Consider the following 17,689-nt stretch of genomic DNA (forward strand, 5'->3'; position numbering starts at 1 on the left):
ACGCCGGTTCCCCATGAGTTCGTCGCGGCGCTGCGGGAGGGCGGCGAGGCAGCGGAGCTGACCGGGCGTCAGGGCAACGCGGAACTGGCCGCCGAACGGTACGGGCAACTGGTCGCGCAAGCAGAACGCGTTCTGGGACGGCAAAACACGGACACCTTGGCGCTGCGGCACCAACTGGCCCACTGGACCGGTGAGTCCGGCCGGAGCGAAGCCGCAGTCCAGCTGTTCACGGGCCTGTTAACCGACCGGGAGCGGATCCAGGGGCCACGCCACCCGGACACCGAACTGGCCCGGCACCAACTCGCCCACTGGCACGGCCGGTCGGGACGGCCACAGGAGGCCGTACGCCGCTACGAGGCCATGCGCCGGTCCGCCGAGCGGGAGAACCGCACCGAGACCGCCCTCACCCTGCTGTGCGAGGTGGGGTACTGGCAGCAGAAGAGCGGCGACAACGCGGCCGCGCTGCGCGCGTTCTCCCAGATGCTGCAGACCGCGCAACAGGAGCTCGGCCCGGGCCACCAGCTCGTCGGCATCGCCCGTCAGCGCTACGCCGAGATCGCCGGCGTACTACCGTTCGGCAACGAGGGCGGCCGCGACGGGCTGCGGGACTTCTTCGCGACGGCCGCCGCGGTCGAGGCCGCCGGAGACTTCACGCGCGCTGGCCGGATGTACGGGGAGATAGCCGCACGGTTCGAGGAACTCGACGGTCCGGCCGGCTCCGAGACCCTCTCCGCGTACGTCGCGCAGGCCAAAGCGGCGGTACAGGCGCAGGACTACGCGACGGCCGTCGACTGTTTCGACAGGGTGCTCGCGTGCATGGAACTCCAGGGCCAGCTGCCGGGCTCGTCGATGTACGACACCGTGCGCGGGCAGCGCGACGAACTCGCCCGTGCGGCCGGCCGCACGGTACTGCGCATCGCGGAACGGACCGCGGCACTGCTGGGGGAGACGGTACAGGCGGCGCCGGATGCGGCATGCGCGGTGCTGGCACGCGAGGCCGGCGCAACCGACACGACCCGCCTCGCGGTTATCGGCAACGGCGCGGACGACACGGCATGGCGCGCTTGGACGGTGGTGCAGTGGGGCGATGCGCTGCGGGACCTGACGGAGCAGGGGTATGAGGCGACGGCCCTGTGCTTCGCCCGTGGCGACCGGCGACCGACGTTCGAAGAGGTTTCTGTTTGCGCCCAGTTGGGGCTGCCGGGGGTCTACGTATCCCGCCTGAGCGACGAGCATGTACAGATCGAGGTGTACGTCTTCGGGGAGGGCGAACCGGAGAAGGCGCGGTGCGTCGTGGTGAAGGACGAGCAGGACCAGCGGCTCACGACGAGTGACCTGGACACGCGGAAGGAGACGTCCGCGGGGACCGCGGGCGAGGGCAGGATCGCGGTGCACCCTCAGGCCGTGGCCCTGGGGGACTGGCGGGAGATGGAGCGGGCGCGGCCCGCGGACGGGGTGGCCGGGGCGGACCGGCCGCAGGCCTTCGGCACGTACGAGGTGCTGGAGTGTGTCGGCGAGGGCGGTTTCGGGCGGGTCTACCTGTGCCAGGACGCCGACGGGCTGATGGTCGCGGTCAAGACGCTGCACGCGCACCTCGCGGCGGCTCCCTCGATCAAGCGGGGCTTCGCCGACGAGGTGCGGGCGGCCCAGCGGGTCGACGGACGGTTCACCGTGCCGGTGATCGCCGCGGACACCGACGGTGCGACCCCGTGGATGGCGGTGCCGTACGTGGCCGCCCCTTCGCTGCAGGAACTCGTCGAGCACTGTGGACGGCTGGAGGCCGACCTGGTGTGCACGCTGGGAGCGGGCATCGCCCTCGCCCTGGGCGCCATCCACGCCGAGGGCATCGTGCACCTCGATCTCAAGCCGGCCAACGTGCTGCTGACCGAGGACGGCCCACGCGTCATCGACTTCGGTGTCGCCCAGATCGAACGGCTCACCGAGCCACGGCGCGGCTTCGCCGGCACCTACGCCTATGCCTCGCCCGAGCAACTGCGCGAGCAGCCCACCTTCACACCCGCCAGTGATGTCTTCTCCCTGGGCACCGTCCTCGCCCGTCTCGCCCTGGGGCGCAGCCCCTGGGGCCGGAACATGCCGTCCGTGGTCGCGAACATCCGGGCCGGAACACCCGATCTCGCCGGGCTGCCGAAGGACCTCGCGCACGTGGTCCGGTCATGCCTTCACCCCGATCCGGACCAGCGGCCGACGGCCGCCGATGTGGCCGAGACACTGGTTCCGGGAGCCGGTGACGGCAGGATCGATCCACCGCCGCTGTCGGAACAGGCGCGGGCTCTCGTCACGGAGCACGCCACCATGCCTGCCACACGCCATTACGAGACGCTCGCCCACACCCGAGCTCATGCCGCCGAAGACACCACCTGGGCCGCGCCGCAGGCTTCCCCCACGGTCGACGCCACAGCCACGGCCACAGCGCCCTCGCGCGATCCAGCCGTGCAGCCCGCGCTCGCCGAGCAGGGTGAGTGACTTCGCCGAGTCATAGCCGGCGGCGAGGTGCACGGTGATGCAGTCGGGTAGCAGCCCGAGTTCGGCCAGTGGATGCGAAGTCGGCGCCAGCGGCGGGGAGTCGTGGCAGTTGGCGCCGGCCAGGACCCGGCCGAACGGAATGCCGTAGCCGTCGGCCACGCCGGAGGGCGTGACCGGGCTGCTCGACCGCCAGCAAGGCACGACACAGGCTCACCGCCCGCACAGGATGACCGTACCCAGCGCCGTCATCCGCAAGCCTAGTCCCACACCACGGACCACACCGTCGCACCGTGCGGCACCCCCGGAACATCACAGTAGACATCCACTAGCTCCGGGATCACACCGCTGCTCTCGAGCCCCTCGATCCACGCGCCACAGACACTCTGATCCGCCGTGGTACACGCAGCGACGGCCTCCCCGGCCAGTTCCTCCATCTCCAGCGTCTCCGGGTGCAGTTGTACCCGGACCCAGGCAACGTCCTCGCGTCTCTCGACAGCGCGAAGGCGTTCGGTCAGTACTGCAAGAGCAGGCCTCCCATAGCCCCACTGGTTCGGCGCAATGCATCCCTCGTTGTCGTTGCCGTCGAAGAACTCGTCCAGGGTGAGCAACGGCATCACGCCATCGTCACCAGCACGGTTGACCACTTGCTCGACTTGGATCACGGTCGAGAACCCCTCCGATCGCCTCCATGGGCCCCGCAGGCGCCGCAGAAACGAGGCGGAGAGAATCCCGGCCGCTGCAACAGGGACCCTCCGGGACACCCCCTCGGAACCATCCGCCGTCCGTTCGGCCCCGACGACCGACCGCTCGGGACGCCACCAGGCCGGAAGCCCGACTCCACGCCGTTCAAAATCCGCGGTCCTCCCCCGCCACCACAACCCATCCGTTCCGGCCACACCGACAGACACAGCATTGGAGCAGATTCCAACTGTGGAAGAGCATGAAATCTTGGGGTTCTGTAAAGTCGCCCTGTGGCAGCAGACGAGACCTCCCGAACGGCCCGCAGGGCCGCCGCGACGCGGCAGTCGATCATCGAAGCGGCGGAGGCGATCCTCGTCGCGGGCGGGCCCACGGCCCTGACCCTGGAGGCCGTCGCCGAACGCGCCGACGTGGCCGTGCAGACGGTCTACAACCGGGTGGGCGGGAGATCCGCGGTCCTCGTCGCGGTGGCCGAGCGGGCCTTCTGGGAGAACCGGGAGTACATGGACGCCGCCTACGCCGCCCCCGGCACCCCGCGCGAACGCATCCTGCTGGCCGCCGAAGCCTACGCGCGCTTCGCCCTCGAACGCCCGCACCACTTCCGGCTGCTCGCCGAACCCCCCGCCGACGCCGGGTCACTGAAGGGCATCGCCGACCTCGTCGACGAACAGAACGCCAAACTCACCGCCGCACTGCGCGACGGTATCGCCGACGGCTCCTTCAACCCCGACCTGGACCCCCGAGCCACCGCCTACGCCCTGTGGGCCGCCATGAACGGCATCCTCGCCCTGAGCTGGCGCGCCGACCGCCTCCATGTCGACCCGCAGGACATGGGCCCCGTGCTCGACACCATCCTCACCGTGTTCACCCGCGGTCTTGACGCCAGGACCTGACCCTCCCCATGCACCGGTCAGGTGTCCTGGGGCGCGTACCTTCGCGAAGACTCCGGCGTTGAACGCGAGGTGCGGAGACGACCCCACCAGCACCGCGTCGGCCGAGGACTGCCTTGGGAGGGCATCGGACGGCATCAGATGACGGTTCAGTCGTCGACCGCCGTCAAACCCCTGGTCATGGTGCGCTCGCCCTCTCGCGCTGCTCTGCAGAATTTCGTGGAGGGGACAGGGCGGCAGGTTGTCGGGGAAAGGCCACAGGCGGAGTCCAGCATCCCTCGGGCGCTTGGTGGCCCCGTCGTCTCGCGCAGCTGCCTCGACTGCCCCAACTCGTAGGCCGATGTCGGAGAGTAACGAGAACTGCATCAGGAAGCCGCTGAGCGGCTCGCGTTCGGCGCTGTCCTCCGACGCTGTCAGCCAGACGACCGGGTCGATCTCGGCCGGGTCCAGCTCCCGGTGGAAGCAGAGCTGGTTCTCCTCGCCGAAGACGACCCGTCGCGGATCCGCGCCCCGGGCGCAGTTCGGTGGTCGGCAGGATCCGGTTCTGCCTGCCCAGCATCCCGGGCCGCTGGTGGGCGAGCCGTTAGAATTCTCGCAGGGCGCACGGCAGGTCGGCGGGCACCGCACCGGGTGCGGCCGGGGCGAGACCCGGCCGCGGGTACCAGCCCGTGGCGAAGTGTCCCAGCGCCCTGACACGATCCTCCCCCAGCCGCGTGAGCCAGTCCAGGCTCGGCGTTTGCGGTGACGGACCGGTCGGCCGCACCTCGTTCAGGACCTCGGGTGCAAGCGGGGGCTCGATCCTCAGGTCGCACTGAAGCAGTTCGCCGCCGGCACAGGACGAATAAACCGGCCGGCCCACGCCCAGATAGCGGCAGCCCCCGAAGACACGCACGAAAAGATGTACGGGGAGGGGACCGTCCGACTCGTCCACCAGCCGTGCTCGCACCACGGCCGACGCCGGGCCCATCAGCCGGAACAGCTCACCGCTCCACACCCCGCTCACGCCCGGCTCGTCCACGGCGTCGGAAAGAATCACCGACGCATCGGCGCCGACCACCACCCGGGCACCGCCCGCCATCGACGAACGCGTATGGATTCCGGCGAGTGAGCACGCAGCCTCCTCCCCCACCATGGCCAACTGTTCGATCACGTGCGGGTCTCCCGCTGCAACGACTCGTCCACTGCCTCAGACTCCTGCCCCGCCGGACGTCGGCCAGGCCCGCCCTCACCGCACGTCCCGTATCGCGCCCGGCACCTCGCGTGTGAACATGAACTCCTCCAAGGCCGCTACGAGTGCGGGGCGACTCCGCGTCGTCCAGGTGCCGAGCAGTACCCCGGCACCCGCCCCGCCGTCCCGGCCGCCCCTGCGTCGATCCAGGCGCAGGAAGTCCACGGCGTAACACCCCCGGGGATCACCTTCCGGCTCCCAGCGCGTGTCGAAGCACAGTCCCGTACCCGCGTGGTCAGCGCTGATCAGCACTGACCCGTACAGCCAGTCGATGGTGTCGGGCCCGGGGTCCACTTCGTAGAGGCTGTTCCAGCCCACCGTCCAGCCAGCAGGGAGGCGCAACGGCTGTATCTTCCGCCATGCCTCGCCCACGGTCATGAGGCGAGATCACCGCGCGGTACGCCAGAGCCGTCCCTGAACAGGAGCTGTCCGGTGTCCACCGCCTTCAGCCGGTCGGCGGCGAAGCGGGCCCGCCAGGTGGGCAGGGTCAGCATGAGGTCTCCGTAAGGTGTTGATCGGCCCGGGAGGGCCGGATGTGGCTGATGAGGTCTTGCCTTCAGTGGCCTCCCGAGGAGTGGCTGTCCGGCTCTCCGGGGCGCCCTGGCTGCTGATCGAGATGTGCGCTTCGGTCGCTTTTTACGGAGATGGCAGCGGGGTGTTCCTCGGGCCGACGGCAGTGCTGTTCGGACCGGGGAGGGGCAAGTGAGCGGTCGGAAGGCCGAGGTCTGGGTCGGTGCCGACGCGGGCAAGGGGCACCACTGGGCGGCGGCGGTCGACGAGACCGGCACGACGCTGTGGTCGAAGAAGATCGAGAACGACGAGGCGGTGATCCTGACCGCGCTCGGCGAGCTCCTCGACCTGGCGGACGAGGTCCACTGGGCGGTGGACATCTCCGGCACGTCCTCCGCGCTGCTGCTGGCCCTGCTCGCAGCCCACGGCCAACGGGCGGTCTACGTGCCCGGCCGCACGGTCAACCGCATGTCCGGTGCCTACCGGGGCGAGGCGAAGACCGATGCCCGCGACGCCTACGTGACCGCGGAGACGTCCCGTCACCGCCGGGACTTCGCGACGATCGACGTGCCGGCCCAGCTCGCGGCCGATCTGGCGCTGCTGACCGCCCACCGGTCCGATCTGATGGCCGACCGGGTGCGGATGATCAACCGGCTGCGCGATGTCCTGACCGGTGTCTTCCCCGCGCTGGAGAGGGCCTTCGACTACAGCAGCCACAAGGGTGCGTTGGTCCTGTTGACCGGCTACCAGCTCCCGGCGGCGATCCGCCGCCGTGGCCGGGCGAGGCTGACGGCGTGGCTGGCCAACCGCGGTGTCCGGGGCGCCGAGGCGGTGGCCGTGACCGCCGTTGAGGCCGCTCAGGCCCAGCAGACCGCGCTGCCCGGCGAGGACGTCGCGGCCCAGATCGTGGCTGACCTGGCCGCGCAGATCCCGGCTCCGGACGACCGGCTGAAGCGGATGGACAAGCAGATCAGTGAGACGTTCCGCAGTCATCCGCAGGCGGAGATCATCGAGTCCATGCCCGGCATCGGGCCGATACTCGGGGCCGAGTTCGTCGTCGCCGCCGGCGACCTTGCGTCCTACGTCGACCCCGGACATCTGGCCTCGGCGGCCGGGCTCGTGCCCGTCCCCCGTGACTCGGGCCGCCGTACCGGCAACCTGCACCGGCCCAAGCGCTACAGCCGACGTCTGCGAAGGGTGTTCTACATGTCCGCGCAGACCAGCATCATCCGCGAGGGACCCAATCGGGACTTCTACCTCAAGAAGCGCGGTGAGGGCTGCAAGCACGTCCAGGCTGTTATCGCCCTGGCCCGCCGACGAGCGAGTGTGCTCTGGGCGCTGCTGCGTGATGGACGGACGTTCACCTCCGTCCCGCCGGTCGCGCAGGCGGCTTGACTCAATCATTGAGACTCCTCTGCGCCGCGGTGTGCTCGTATCCCCAGAGATCTGCCGGGGCCTCGGCAGCCCGGCCCGGGACGGGCGGCGATGACGGCGCGAACGGCTGCCACAGTCTCGCTCTCTTCGTAAGCGACGCGCGTCAGCCATGCTCCCCGTCTGAGGGCGAGCGTAGGGCCCTTGGAGAAGGGAAGCCGCTCCCACTGCAGCGTGAAGCCCGCTGCGTCTTCGAAGAGCTCGCGCAGGTCAGCGGCCAGTGATTCGTTGGATATCTCTGGGGAGTCGGGACCGAGAAAAGCATGGAGTGCAAAAGTCATTGTCGCTGTTCAGTCATCCGAGAGCAGTGGAATCAGGGTCGGCATGAGTCCGATCAGGCGCCGCTCCGCTTGGCGTACTCCGGCACCAGACCTTGCGTGCCGATGGCATTGACGAGCGGCAGCCGGCCACGCGACCGGAGGTGGCTGAATCGGGTACGGAGGGATCCGGCGGTGCCTTCGTTGAAGCAACTTCAGCGATGAGCGTGACCGGCGGAGCCGCTGTCCGGCCATAAAGCCCCGTGGTCGCCGCAGCGCCGACGGACAGTCCGGTCCGCTCTTGGGGGCCTCTCCAGAGGGCGCAGTTCCGCCTGGCCGCGGCTGCTCTCCTTGGCCAACGCCCTGCTCGCGACGGGTTCGGGTCTCTCGCGAAGACGGGATCCTACTTGAGTACACCCCAATCATGGAATGCCTTCCATGATTGGGGTGAAGTCCATTACGGTGCCGTGGGTGTCGACTGTGCAGAAGGAGCTCTCACCGGCGACGTACACGGGCCGCCCGCAAAGGTGTACGCCGTTCCGCCGTCCGGGATGCCGATTCCGCTGTTCGACGGCGCAAGGCCGGCTGCAACGCGTTGGTCTGCGGCAGCCGGGACGAGCTGACGTTGTGCGTCCTTCGGGCCGAGCGGACTCGTGCCGCCGCGGTGGCAGCGGCCGGATGGACAACATCGACGTGATCGCCACCAACACACACGGGCCCGCCCAATGTCCTCAGTGAGGAACCGGCTTGAACCGGCCGTCCGTACACGCGAATCAAAGGAACAGCCATGCCCCTGCCCGACCACCTCTCCGCCGAGATCGACGGCTTGTGCCGTCGCGGCGACACCCTGGCCGAAGCGGGCCGACTCGACGAGGCCAAGGCTCTGTACGTGGAGGCCCTGCGGCTGCTGCCGGATGATCCGAGCGACTGGGCGGCGTCGACCTGGATCTACGTGGCGATCGGTGACGTGCATTTTCGGCAGGGCGTCTTCGACAGGGCGTACCGGTGCTTCCACAACGCCGTCCGGTGCCCCGGCGGACTGGGCAATCCCTTCATCCATCTCCGCCTGGGCCAGAACGCCTTGGAACTCGGCGACCACGACCGCGCAGCGGACGAGTTGATGCGGGCCTACATGGGCGGCGCTCCTGACATCTTCGACGAGGACGACCCCAAGTACCTCGCCTTCCTGCGGACCCGCGCCGACCTCGACCATGACCGGAGTTCAGGATGAGCGCCGGGCGGGCCCGGGAGTGCCGCCCCGAGGAAACACCCGCCGCACCCCAAAGCGAAACGCCGCTGACCATGTTGCTGCCTGCCGCACGTGCGGCCTTCACCCGCCTCGCGGAGGGACTCGGCGGCACGGAGTGCTGCGGATACGCGCTGTACTCCGACGCGGCGGCGATGACGGTCTGCTGCGCGGTCAACACACGGGATCATCTGGCCCGCAGCCAGGCCGCCGATCCGGACGACGCGGAGTACTACCGGTGGAGCCCGGCCGAATGGGCGTATGAGGGCGCAGGCCATGAGTACTTCACCGAGGTGAACCGGCACCTGCTCACACGCTCCATGACTCTCGGCGGCCGGGAGCTGTGCCAGTGGCGCGAGAGCGTGTACGAGGCGTGCGTGGTGACCTTGGAGACACTGTTGGCGGAGGACATCCTCGAGCGGGACGGCGACACCGTCGTGGTATTCGCCGTCTCCGACCACACGGATGCGGAACGGGAGGCGGGCTGGATCCGCCGTCTCAACCCGCCACACCAGACCCGGCGTTTCACCCGCTGGCTCCGCGCCATCGGCAGCCCAGCCGGCGAAACACCACTCGCCAGGTGACGGAATGCGCGTTGTCCCGTCCCCAGGTGTGGTTCACGGTCCTGTGACCGGTTCTCAGCCCGTCTGCTTCAGGACAGCTGAATGCACGCAATCGTCTCGTCCTGGAGAGAAGCAATGGGCGTTCTGATCGACTACTTCCGCGCCCCTGACGCCGCATCCGTTGTCCGGGTGCTCAAACAGACAGACGGCGAGTCCCCACTCGGCACAGAGCCCTCTGTCTTCGACGGAATCGAGGCCAAGGGGGTGGATCCGACTGTTGTCCTGGCGATGCTGATCGCTGCCATTCGGCAGGTTGCGTGGCAGGTGGACCTGGTCGAGGAGACCACCGTGTGGCCGGCCTCCCCGGTCCCAGGCCCGGAGGACACCGAGGACGAGGCCAACCCCTGGCTGACGGGACCGTGGGTGTCCGAACTACGTCCTCCGGTACGGGACACCCTGGCGGCCGTGCGCGACCTCGACGTGCCGGCCATCACTGCCGCATGGGTACAAGCGGAGGAACTGCACGGAGCGCGCGCCGAAGACATGCAACCCGTAGCCGAGGAACTCATCCGGCTCGCCAGGCGGGCTCGCGAAGCCGACGAGCAGCTCTACTGCTGGCAATGCCTGTGAGGAGGTCCGGCTGCCCATCAACGGCATGCCCGTGCCCGCACACCGCGTCCGCCACTGCCAGTGCGCCACGGCCGAAGGGCACGAGGCCACAACCGAGCTGAGCCGCGGACCCGACCGCCCGCCCGTCAACGACGCGGCAGCCATAGCGAGTGGCATGTCGAGTGCACGCACGCCTGGCAGAACGCCTTCCACCGCCTTGCCCGCTGCTACGAACGGCGCATCACCGTCATCGATGCCTTCGTCGCCCTCGCAGACACAATCATCACACTGTCCGTAGCCCGATTCGACGAGCCTGGAAAACCCACCGCTGGGACGACCGCCCGAAACGCCGCCCAGGAGTGCCCGTCTATCCGCGCGGGCTCGGCAGTGTGTATCCCGGCAGCCGTATCTGGCGTGCATACACAGGTGGAGTGCCTTCTGTGGAGGCGGGCTCCTCGTAACACTCGAGAAGCAGGTCGCCACACAGGTCGTCCAGCTCGTTCGGCGCTTCCTCCAGCAAGGCGTGGGCCCACGCCTCGAGGGACGCGTTCTTCAGCGCATCGTTCGGAACCTGATGGACCGGCTCGGGACCCGTCACCTCCCACCCCGACGAACCGTGTTCGCGGAACAGCAGCCGCCACCAATACGGCTGCCAGTAGGGCTTCTTCGACGAGGACCAACTCCCCGGTACCGTTGCGGACGGTGGATGCTTGGTCGAGGTTGCCGCCATGCCTGGTGACGCTTCCATCGACCTGGGGGGGGCGGGCTGGTGGTTCAGCCCGCCGTGACGGCGTGGCGCGGCGCCTGTACTGCTTCACCTGCTGATGCGAGGTGAGGGGTCACGGCGGTCGAGGGCAGGTGTGTGCGTTCGCCCGGGTGGGTTCGGCATCGTCGCCTTGTCGTCCGCTTCGGCGGGTGCGCCGCACGCCGCTGGGTCCGCCGTCTCGCTGCCGCCGGTGACACATGCTGTCCGATGCCAGACGGTCATGGCCGCCGTAACAGTGCCGTACGGCACGGCGGCATCGGTGCGGGCAGGCCCAGCGTGGTCTGTGCGGTCAGCGGGGGACAAACAGGCGAGTTCCTTTTCGAATCCGACCAGCAATTCTCCGCCCGGCGCCACCGCCACCGCCTGGACAAGCAGCGGGAAGGGCAGGGAGGTCGCGACTTGTTCGCCGGTGGCCAGGTCCCATACCCGCACCGTGGCATCGTCGCTGCCGGTGATGGCGACGGGCCGGCCGTCCACCACCGCCCACACCTCGCGGATGTGGCCGGTCAGGGTGTGCCTGAGCTGCGGGGGGACCATGTCGCCCGTGGCCCAGTCCACCCCCCAACGTGCCGCCGGCTCGCCCTCCACCGGCACAGCCGTGATCCGCGCCGCCAGCCCGCGGTCCCCGTACCGGGCCGCGTCCAACGCCAGCGACTGCCGCCGCACCCAAGCCCCCGCATCCCGGTGCAGTTGCGCCGATGCCCGGTACACCGCCGCCGCCAGCTCCTCCTCCCGCCCCGCTGCCCCGCCCAGCGCGGACAGGACCCGTTCCGGGACGGTGTTGACCAGTCACCCCGGATCGGTCAACCGCGCGCTCTCCATGGCACTTTCACGGTACGGACCACCACTTCGAAGACCGGCGCTGTCCAAATCGAACTCCTTCTGTTCATTCGACACCGACGTGCACGGTATTGGGTGCAGAGCCAACATTGGAATACGTTCCATGATTGGAGGGTGATCAAGTAAGATTCGCTCTTGGGGAGAGAGCCGAACTCGGCGAGAGCAGAGTGTTGGCCGAGGACGCGGGAGGTGGTGTGGTGAGTGGCGCGCAAGGTGGGGACGGCGGTCTTCCGGGGCCGTTGAGGCTGCCCGATCCGGGCGATCCACTCGACGACGAGAGCTTCGACCAGCTCGACTTTGCGGGCATCCTCGAACTCGCGCGTGCCTTCATCGATGCCGACGCGGTAGAGCACGCCTCCACCCTCGCGGTGCGTGCCACCGCCTCCGCCAGCACGAAGCGGCGCACGGCCGGCGTACTCGTCACGGCCTTGGTGCAGCTCGCCAGAAAGAGGCCGAAGGACGCACTGAAGAGCGTCAACAGCGTGGGCGAGTCCCCGGACCCGGACATCGCTGGCGAGGTCTTCCTCATCCGGGGCATGGCGATGCACGCCCGACGCAAGTGGGCGGAGGCCGACGCCAACTACCAACTGGCGATGATGCTCCGTAACGGCGCCACCTCGGGCCTTGCGGCCATCCACCTCGGCTTCCTGCGTGTGAGCCTCGGCGACGAGGAGGCGGCAGCACAGAACTTCGCCGCAGCCACGACCTGCGGCGACCCCGTGGTCACCGCGCGGGCCCAGCTCGAACTCGCCCTGACCTTCGACCGCAACGGCCGGCGCGACGCCGCGATCGCCCCTTACGACGCGGCGATGAGCAGCCCGCACCCCAACGTCGCACTGCGCGCGGCGTTCAACCTCGCCGGGCTGCTCAGGGACAGTGGCGACACCATGGCGGCCGTGTTGTCACGAGCCATGCTCGAAAGCGTCTACGCCACCGGTCATCCCGACTACGCCCCCAAGGCCGCGGTCGAACTCGCGGTCGGCCGCCTGGAGGCGGACCAGACCGACGGCGTCGTGGAGTTGCTCACCGTTGGCACCACCTCGGCCGACCCGGCGGTCGCCGCCCTGGCCCACCTCCACCTCGGCTCCTGCCTCGTGGACCCCGTCCAGGCCGACCAGCACCTCGCCATCGCCATGAAGACCGGCTCACGCGAGATCAAGCGGGCCGCCTCCCGGACCCGCAAGCTACGGCGCGCAGCGAACTGACCTTCACCGAGTCGCAGGGGGCGGCATGAGGACTTCCGTTGGCAGATTTCCAAGAAGGTCGTCCCTTCTCGAACACAGAGAGGCTGAGGCCGTGGTGCCGCACACCGAACGAACCAGTGCATCCGTCGCGCGGTCGTCAGCGGCTGCCGCTGCCCTCGTCACCGCAGGCATGCTGGTGATGGCCCTCACCGGCTGCAGCAACAGCGACCCGGTCACCAAGGGCAGGGTCGGCACGACGTTGGACATGATGACGGACGGTGTGCGACTGAGGGTGACCCTCGTGAAAGTCCAAGACACCGGCTCCGGGACCACCGTCCAGTTCAGCGCCACCGACCCCGATCACTCGCAGGCCGCCGACATCAAGAACCAATCCTTCGTCGCGGTGGACGGCTCGGGCACCTGGTCGTTCCCGGTCCAGGCCGCCGTCGTCAACGCGCACCCACCCGACGCCGGCCACAACATCGGCCCCGGCCAGACGGTCACCGGACTCATGACCTTCCAGGTCACCGGTGTGACCCAGATCCTCTACAACGGCGCCGGCTTCGTCGTGAACGCCCAGGGTGATCCGGTCAACGGCGGTTCCGCCTACTACGAAGGCTCCTGGACGGTCAGCCGTTGAGCATCCCCCAGGCCACTCGCCCGACGTCATCAGTGAGGTGTCCCTCGGCGTCGGACGACGGCCGCTCTGCCGGAGGAGCGCGGGAGCGCTGCCGGGTTGTCGTGGGCGTGGCCGGACGGTGCTGCGCGGCATCGCGAGCACTGCCCCGATCCTGCACCTCCCCGAGTTCCGTGAGGGGGGTGGTGCGGATCGTGACGGCGACCGGGAAGCCGATTCCGGAGGTGGCCGAGGATCTGGGCATCCGCCCCGGGACGCCGCGCAGCTGGGTGTCGCGGGCCCGGCGCAATGGGTCGCCGTCGTCGGACCGGCCGGTGGCCGGCTGCGGGAGAGTGAGCGGGCGCCTTCGCCCCGGCCCCCGGCGCGGGACGCTCAGGGCGGCGATCCGACCTTGTTGATCAGATCACTGAACCGGCCGTAGCTGGTGGCGGGCTTGGGCGAACCCCAGGTGATCTGGGCCAGTGACCGCAGCGGACTGCTGATCCTGGAGGCGACATGGTCCTCTGTGTATGAGTTGTCGCTGTCGGCCCAGATCGCCATCTGGGCGCCGCGCAGGCGCGGGCTGTCAGCCGGGATGGCCTGGCTGGCCTTGCCGAGGGCGAACCGGTTGACCGTGAAATCGTCGTAGATTGCTGCGGGGTCGGGGTAGGAGTCGTTGTCGGTGTCTCCGTACAGGAGATTGGAGTTGGTGTTGAGCAGCGCGTAGCCCTGCTGGTGGAGGTCGGCGGCGCTGGGGGAGGAAGAGCCGTACCAGTGCTCGATGGTGAGGCCGGCTCCGACCCGTACCACGGTGTCCGGGACCAACTGGTCGTTCCACATGCTGGGTTTCCTGCCATGGGCGCGCAGATGGTCCGCGAGCCGGTTGACGAAGTCGTAGGCCAGGTCCCAGCCGGTGGCACCGGGACCGTAAAGGCTCCGGGCCGTCGCAGCCAGCTGTGGGAAGGAAGCCAGTTCGTCGGAGGTCAGCCACTCATCGGCGCCGATGCACCATCGCGGTCCCGGAAAGACGTCCAGGTACTCGCTGAGGAACGATCGGGCCAGGTCGCACGCCGCATCCATCTGGGACAGGTCGAGGCTGAGATACCCGTTGGCCCGGCGCAACGCCAGGTCCGGGTGCTGGCCGAGCATCGGGTTCATGTGTCCCGGCATGTCGATCTCCGGGACGATGGTGATATGCCGGGCCGCGGCGTAGAGCACGAGATCCGCCATCTCGGCTTTGGTGTAGTGCTTCTCGGCGACGGCGGCGGGATGGGTGTCGCATTCGAGGCGGTATGCCTGTGTGTCGGTCAGGTGCAGGTGCAGCATGTTGTATTTGAGCCAGGCGAGTTCCCGGATGAGGGTTCTGAGGAAGCCGATGGAGTAGTACTTGCGGGCCACGTCGAGCATGAACGACCGTTCGGGGTACGCGGGTGCGTCGGTGCTGCTGCCGCCGGGGATCGTGGTGCTCTGGCTCAGGAGTTGTCCGACCGTCCGAGTGCCGTGGAAGACGCCCGTGTCGCTGGAGCCGCTGATGGTGAGTGCTCCGCGGACGTTGAGCCAGTAGGCGTCCTTGGGCAGTTCGGGGTTGTCGAGGGCAAGGTAGATGTCGCCGGTCAGCGCGTCGTACGCGGTACCGGTCGTCACTGTCGGGGTGATGCCGGTCAGCGCCTTCAGATCGGCGGCGAACAGATGGGCGCTGGTCGACAGCAGCGGCATGGCATCGGCGGCGACGACGATTTTCACGGACTCACCGAGCATGAAACTGGTTGATCCTGCCGTCCAGTTGGACAGGGCTGGTATGACCGTCGGGGCGCTGGAAGCAGTACGGCTTCGCGTCGGTGAGGCCAGGCCGTACGCGGCTGCAGTGACAAGGCCCCCACCCCCGAAGAGCCATCCGACGAACCGTCTGCGACTCGGAGAGCGGTGCGGGTTCGAGTCGGCCTCATGCATGGGCGTCCTGCCCCTCGGTCCACCTGCCGGCCTCGCCGGCACGGCCGCAGGCGCCGAGCGCCAGACCGAGCCCCGTGCCGAGCACCAACACCACTCCGCTCCGGGCAGCCCGGCGGCGACGAACAGATCCGTATCGGCCCTTGGCGGGCTGCGCCATGAATCAACTCCATTGAGTCGGGCCATTACTTGACCCAACCCCAGGAGTGGAAGCTATTCCAAATCTGGAGAGCTGTAAAGCTGCCCTGATCGCGACGCCTTGATTGTGGAGGCCAGCGCAGAGCGTGCCGGCGGGGTGAGCCGGTCGTGGGCGGTGAGGCCGACGCCTGCCGAATCCCTTACGCCGGTGGCGGTCATGCGTACCAAGGAGCAGTCAGGTGGAAGTGCGGTCCGGCGGGGCGGGTCGCGTCGAGGTTTTCGGCGATCGCCGGGAGCGTGCGGGCCACCGCCGTTCCGCCGTCCGCTCCAGTCACGACGCCGTGCGCGGTGGCGTACAGGCGGGCCGATGCGAGGCCGGCCGCAGCCTCACCGTGCGGGTCAGGACGGGGGCGGATCGGCCGATGCCACGGAGGGCGCGCGGAGTGATGAAGCGCGCCGGTCAGTCGCCGGGCTCCAGCAGTCCGGTCTCGGCGGCTGCGGGTTCGCTCCGCGCGCTCCCCCGTCCGCCGAAGGTCACCCGTACCTGCACGGTCGCGCAGATACGGGCGCTGAGCGGCGTGAAGGGCCGCGGGACCAGGATCTGCTCCGCGGACTCCACCCGGACGATATCTGCGCCGTCCAGCTCCACTTCGTAGGCGGTCTGCGCCCATTCCTTTCGTGGGACGGCACGTAGCGCCACGGGCCTGCGCCCGTCGTGACCGCAGTTCCTGCCCGCTCATCGCCATCGGGTGATGAGCGCGGCGGTGCGCCGAAGAGCCGCCGACGACGGTGACGCCGCAGATCGGTCGATGCGTCTGCGGGCGACGCTCTCAGCCGAGTGCGGGCCCGATGGGGGCGCCGCTGGAAGCACGAGCGACGAGTTGGGGGCGCAGGTGCTGGGAGGTGGCGGGTTCACCGGCGATGCGGTGCAGGAGTTGGCGTACAGCCGCGCGACCGAGTTCGGCCATGGGTGAGTGGACGCTCGTCAAGGGTATGGGCAGTTCGGCGGCGAGGGGGGTGTCGTTGAAGCCGACCAGGGCAAAGTCGCTGCCGGGGCGCAGGCCCAGGTCGCGGGCGGCGCCCATGGCGCCGAGGGCGGCGAGGTCGTTGACCGCGAAGAGCGCGGTGGGCCTGTCGGCGGGCGCGAGCAGCTCCGTCGCGGCCCGACGTCCGCCGGGGATGTCGAAGGGGCAGTGGCGCACCCGGTGGCCCGGGACCGGCAGGCCGGCCTCACGGTAGCGGTCCAGGAAGCCTGCCGCGCGGTCGGTTCCGGTGCTGGCGAACGGTTCTCCGGCGATCACCGCGACCCGGCGGTGCCCCAGTCCCAGCAGGTGTTCCGCCGCCATCCGCCCGCCCAGGAAGTCGTCGCAGGTCACGGCGGGATGATCCCCGTCCGTGCGGCGGTTGACCAGCACGAACGGGACGCGTCGCAGCGCGGGGTCGGCCAGCACAGCGCCGTCGAGATGCGCGTCACCGATGATCAGCCCGTCCACCCGGCGCCCCAGCACCATCGCGATCCGCTCCCGCTGCACGGCGGGATCGTCGCGGGTGTTGGTCACGAAGACCGACAGCCCGTGTGCGGCCGCCTCCTCCTCCACACCCTCGTAGATGGTAGCCACCACGATCTCCGACAGACGCGGGAAGAGCACACCCACCAGGTTGCTGCGCCGGGTGCGCAGACTGGTGGCGTGAGGATTGGGCCGGTAGCCCAACTCCCGGGCCAGGGACCGGATGCGCTGCGCCGTCTCCCCGGATGCCGCCCGGCCCTGCACGTCCACCTTGCCGTTGAGGACCCGCGACACCGTCGAGACGTGCAGCCCCAGCCGCTCTGCGATCCCCTGCAACGTGACCGGCTCGTCCGTACCCGTCGTAGCGCCACCCATCTCATCCACGGTCCCATTGTGGCCGAGTCCGCCACAGCCCCTGACATGTGCGCACGGATACGGGATCCCTCTCTGTGGCAACAGAGCGGTCTTCCACGCCGCTGCCATGAGGGCCGTCTCACCGCCACCCGCGGGAGCGGCCTGTCAGCCCAGCTCCGGCTGACCAGTGTGATGCGCCAGAAATCCTGAGGGTTACTGAGATTGAACTCGTGGTGTCGTAGGGGCTGGCGGCTGGCCGTCCGGGCGGTACCACCGGGGCATGCGGTATCCACAAGGGGGCGGGCTGACCGCCGAACGGCAGCGGTTCCGCGAGGAGTTACGGCTCCAGGCGGCCGAGCGGTTCGCCCGGGGCGAGGGCAGTACAGCGATTGCCAGGGATCTGCGGGTCAGTGTCCGCT

General features: G+C 69.2%; 17 protein-coding genes and 3 pseudogenes. 10 read left to right on the forward strand and 10 right to left on the reverse strand.

Translation table 11 applies throughout. The annotated features are described in order from the left end of the window. Nucleotides 1-1,428 precede the first annotated feature (1,428 nt). Nucleotides 1,429-2,484 (forward strand): serine/threonine-protein kinase, encoded by a 1,056-nt coding sequence (locus ACWCXX_RS30675; RefSeq protein WP_451132923.1) that lies wholly within the window; start codon nt 1,429-1,431, stop codon nt 2,482-2,484. On the opposite strand, the pseudogene ACWCXX_RS30680 reads toward ACWCXX_RS30675, so the two are convergent. Together ACWCXX_RS30680 and ACWCXX_RS30685 are read right to left on the reverse strand one after the other, a co-directional pair. Then, nucleotides 2,440-2,649: pseudogene (locus ACWCXX_RS30680) on the reverse strand (IS5/IS1182 family transposase); the annotation flags it as partial. The gene ACWCXX_RS30675 and the pseudogene ACWCXX_RS30680 sit on opposite strands and share 45 nt — an antisense overlap. A 92-nt stretch (nt 2,650-2,741) precedes the next feature. After that, nucleotides 2,742-3,146 carry a hypothetical protein gene (locus tag ACWCXX_RS30685; protein WP_451132895.1) on the reverse strand — a complete coding sequence of 135 codons (405 nt, stop codon included), beginning with the start codon at nt 3,144-3,146 and terminating at the stop codon, nt 2,742-2,744. Between the two features lie 309 nt (nt 3,147-3,455). Between ACWCXX_RS30685 and ACWCXX_RS30690 the strand changes: the two genes are divergently transcribed. Next, nucleotides 3,456-4,076, forward strand: a complete 621-nt coding sequence (locus tag ACWCXX_RS30690) for a TetR/AcrR family transcriptional regulator (RefSeq protein ID WP_451132897.1) — start codon at nt 3,456-3,458, stop codon at nt 4,074-4,076. A gap of 580 nt (nt 4,077-4,656) precedes the next feature. On the opposite strand, the gene ACWCXX_RS30695 is transcribed toward ACWCXX_RS30690, so the two are convergent. Together ACWCXX_RS30695 and ACWCXX_RS30700 are read right to left on the reverse strand one after the other, a co-directional pair. Then, nucleotides 4,657-5,223, reverse strand: a complete 567-nt coding sequence (locus ACWCXX_RS30695; RefSeq protein WP_451132899.1) for a hypothetical protein — start codon at nt 5,221-5,223, stop codon at nt 4,657-4,659. Nucleotides 5,224-5,298: 75 nt separating this feature from the next. Next, nucleotides 5,299-5,643, reverse strand: a complete 345-nt coding sequence (locus tag ACWCXX_RS30700; protein ID WP_451132901.1) for a hypothetical protein — start codon at nt 5,641-5,643, stop codon at nt 5,299-5,301. A gap of 360 nt (nt 5,644-6,003) precedes the next feature. Here ACWCXX_RS30700 and ACWCXX_RS30705 point away from each other — a divergent pair, with 360 nt between their 5' ends. The 5 genes and pseudogenes from ACWCXX_RS30705 to ACWCXX_RS30725 form a co-directional block, all read left to right on the forward strand. Next, the gene (locus ACWCXX_RS30705) at nt 6,004-7,206 is read left to right on the forward strand and encodes an IS110 family transposase (RefSeq protein WP_451132903.1); all 1,203 of its coding nucleotides are present in this window, start codon (nt 6,004-6,006) and stop codon (nt 7,204-7,206) included. A 1,080-nt stretch (nt 7,207-8,286) separates the two neighbouring features. Next, nucleotides 8,287-8,730 carry a tetratricopeptide repeat protein gene (locus ACWCXX_RS30710; protein ID WP_451132905.1) on the forward strand — a complete coding sequence of 148 codons (444 nt, stop codon included), beginning with the start codon at nt 8,287-8,289 and terminating at the stop codon, nt 8,728-8,730. Between the two features lie 71 nt (nt 8,731-8,801). Then, nucleotides 8,802-9,329 (forward strand): DUF4303 domain-containing protein, encoded by a 528-nt coding sequence (locus tag ACWCXX_RS30715; RefSeq protein ID WP_451132907.1) that lies wholly within the window; start codon nt 8,802-8,804, stop codon nt 9,327-9,329. A gap of 114 nt (nt 9,330-9,443) precedes the next feature. Next, nucleotides 9,444-9,938 (forward strand): hypothetical protein, encoded by a 495-nt coding sequence (locus ACWCXX_RS30720; protein ID WP_451132909.1) that lies wholly within the window; start codon nt 9,444-9,446, stop codon nt 9,936-9,938. A 150-nt stretch (nt 9,939-10,088) separates the two neighbouring features. Continuing rightward, nucleotides 10,089-10,273, forward strand: a pseudogene (locus ACWCXX_RS30725) (IS5/IS1182 family transposase); the annotation flags it as partial. A gap of 11 nt (nt 10,274-10,284) precedes the next feature. Here the strand turns inward: ACWCXX_RS30725 and ACWCXX_RS30730 are convergent. Beyond that, nucleotides 10,285-10,647: a hypothetical protein gene (locus tag ACWCXX_RS30730; protein WP_451132927.1), complete on the reverse strand. Its 363-nt coding sequence runs from the start codon at nt 10,645-10,647 to the stop codon at nt 10,285-10,287. Between the two features lie 84 nt (nt 10,648-10,731). Beyond that, nucleotides 10,732-11,271 carry a WD40 repeat domain-containing protein gene (locus ACWCXX_RS30735; protein ID WP_451132911.1) on the reverse strand — a complete coding sequence of 180 codons (540 nt, stop codon included), beginning with the start codon at nt 11,269-11,271 and terminating at the stop codon, nt 10,732-10,734. Between the two features lie 449 nt (nt 11,272-11,720). Between ACWCXX_RS30735 and ACWCXX_RS30740 the strand changes: the two genes are divergently transcribed. Together ACWCXX_RS30740 and ACWCXX_RS30745 are read left to right on the forward strand one after the other, a co-directional pair. Next, a complete protein-coding gene (locus ACWCXX_RS30740; protein ID WP_451132913.1) occupies nt 11,721-12,728 on the forward strand; it encodes a hypothetical protein in 1,008 nt (335 codons plus the stop codon). A gap of 91 nt (nt 12,729-12,819) precedes the next feature. Beyond that, entirely contained in the window at nt 12,820-13,347 is a 528-nt protein-coding gene (locus ACWCXX_RS30745; RefSeq protein WP_451132915.1) for a hypothetical protein, read from the forward strand. A gap of 369 nt (nt 13,348-13,716) precedes the next feature. Here the strand turns inward: ACWCXX_RS30745 and ACWCXX_RS30750 are convergent, their stop codons facing one another. From ACWCXX_RS30750 to ACWCXX_RS30765, 4 genes are all read right to left on the reverse strand, one after another. Next, the gene (locus ACWCXX_RS30750; RefSeq protein ID WP_451132917.1) at nt 13,717-15,273 is read right to left on the reverse strand and encodes a family 20 glycosylhydrolase; all 1,557 of its coding nucleotides are present in this window, start codon (nt 15,271-15,273) and stop codon (nt 13,717-13,719) included. Continuing rightward, nucleotides 15,266-15,430 carry a hypothetical protein gene (locus ACWCXX_RS30755; protein WP_451132919.1) on the reverse strand — a complete coding sequence of 55 codons (165 nt, stop codon included), beginning with the start codon at nt 15,428-15,430 and terminating at the stop codon, nt 15,266-15,268. The genes ACWCXX_RS30750 and ACWCXX_RS30755 overlap by 8 nt, the downstream gene beginning before the upstream one ends. Before the next feature lie 438 nt (nt 15,431-15,868). Continuing rightward, nucleotides 15,869-16,108 carry a glycoside hydrolase family 78 protein gene (locus ACWCXX_RS30760; RefSeq protein WP_451132921.1) on the reverse strand — a complete coding sequence of 80 codons (240 nt, stop codon included), beginning with the start codon at nt 16,106-16,108 and terminating at the stop codon, nt 15,869-15,871. Nucleotides 16,109-16,238: 130 nt separating this feature from the next. Further along, nucleotides 16,239-17,291 carry a LacI family DNA-binding transcriptional regulator gene (locus ACWCXX_RS30765; RefSeq protein ID WP_451132925.1) on the reverse strand — a complete coding sequence of 351 codons (1,053 nt, stop codon included), beginning with the start codon at nt 17,289-17,291 and terminating at the stop codon, nt 16,239-16,241. A 259-nt stretch (nt 17,292-17,550) separates the two neighbouring features. Here ACWCXX_RS30765 and ACWCXX_RS30770 point away from each other — a divergent pair. After that, nucleotides 17,551-17,689: pseudogene (locus tag ACWCXX_RS30770) on the forward strand (IS630 family transposase); the annotation flags it as partial.

This window comes from Streptomyces sp. NPDC001732 (assembly GCF_053596315.1).